Below are 1,359 nucleotides of genomic sequence, written 5' to 3'. Positions count from 1 at the left end.
TCACACCTGTTCCCATACCGAACACAGAAGTTAAGCTTCTCAGCGCCGATGGTAGTTGGGGCATTGCCCCTGCGAGAGTAGGACGTTGCCAGGCAGTTTTTTTGTATATTTTTATGTTTTTGGAAGATACTAATAGTAAACCTTATAGCAATTTAAATTATTCCACAGTAGCTCAGTGGTAGAGCAATCGGCTGTTAACCGATCGGTCGTAGGTTCGAATCCTACCTGTGGAGCCATTTTTGTGTTTATTAATATTATAATGCTTCCATAGCTCAGCAGGTAGAGCACTTCCATGGTAAGGAAGGGGTCGCAGGTTCAAGTCCTGTTGGAAGCTCTTATGTGTAAAGGGGTTAACCGAATCGGCTAACCCCTTTTTTAATTAAATTGAAGGACACTTAACGATAGCGATACAGCTTTTGTTAGTGTCTTTTAATTTTTGGAGATGTCTATAGGGTAAAGGTATAAATACAAGAAGGAGATCTTGTAATATACGTAAGATAGTATTAAATTCCACAATATAGTATAATAAAATGAAAATATTATATAAGTGGCATAGGAGATAACCAAGTGAAAGAAATACGTTGTTATAGTTTCGAATCTGAACTATATGCTAATATCAATTTAGTATTTGAATGTTTAAGTAAAGACAAGCATGTGTTGAAATGGAATTCACAAATAATAGAAAACATTTTTGATGGGAATGAAAATGACTTAGGAGAAGGTTCAACTTTTATCACAAGACAAAAGATTGGTAAAAAGGTTTACGAACTTGAGGGTATTTATACGAAATATGAGACTCCTTATTATGTAAATGTTGAAACAAAAACAAAAGAGGGTTTAAGCAAGACAGAATATATATTAAGAGAAACACCTGAAGGAACACATTTTATTGTTAATGTTTATTTAGTACCTTCCAATTGGACATATAAAATAATCACTAAAATGCTTAAATGGTCATTTAAATTCATCTATGATGATCAGTTCAATAGTTTTATAGAGTATGTGTATCAAATGGAATATGAGAGAAACGAGTGAAAAAGAGACGCCACAGTAATAATAATTATAGTTTATCAGCATCTACCAAGGTCTATTTTAATAATGCCAATTGTACGCGTTAAAGATTTTGAAAACCGGGTTTCTTCCTATTAATACTATCAAGCTAAAAATAAACGAATATAACTAAAATGGTACTCTCAGTAAGGAATGGGTCGCAGGTTAAATGGTTCAATGTCATTTTAAATCTAACTTCATAGTGGAAAAGAAGATGAGGCTGGGACATAACTAGCCAAAAATAAATAGAAATGGTTCCAATCATCTAAAAACTGGTGCTTGGAACCATTTTTTTTGGTTTGTTTTCAA

General features: G+C 33.3%; 1 protein-coding gene, 2 tRNA genes and 1 rRNA gene. All 4 read left to right on the top strand.

Annotated elements, in window-relative coordinates:
• Positions 1 to 94: ribosomal RNA gene (gene rrf / locus HNR27_RS18045) — 5S ribosomal RNA — on the top strand; the annotation flags it as partial.
• A gap of 67 nt (positions 95 to 161) precedes the next feature.
• A tRNA-Asn gene (locus HNR27_RS18040) sits at positions 162 to 236 on the top strand.
• A 25-nt stretch (positions 237 to 261) separates the two neighbouring features.
• Positions 262 to 334, top strand: a tRNA-Thr gene (locus HNR27_RS18035).
• 233 nt (positions 335 to 567) lie between these two features.
• Positions 568 to 1,035 carry an SRPBCC domain-containing protein gene (locus HNR27_RS18030; protein ID WP_429340704.1) on the top strand — a complete coding sequence of 156 codons (468 nt, stop codon included), beginning with the start codon at positions 568 to 570 and terminating at the stop codon, positions 1,033 to 1,035.
• The last annotated feature ends 324 nt before the right edge of the window (positions 1,036 to 1,359 follow it).

It is taken from the genome of Ornithinibacillus bavariensis (assembly GCF_050433565.1).
GTDB lineage: Bacteria > Bacillota > Bacilli > Bacillales > Amphibacillaceae > Ornithinibacillus > Ornithinibacillus bavariensis.
Note: the sequence above shows the minus strand (reverse complement) of the source record. Positions and strands in the feature narration are given on the sequence as shown.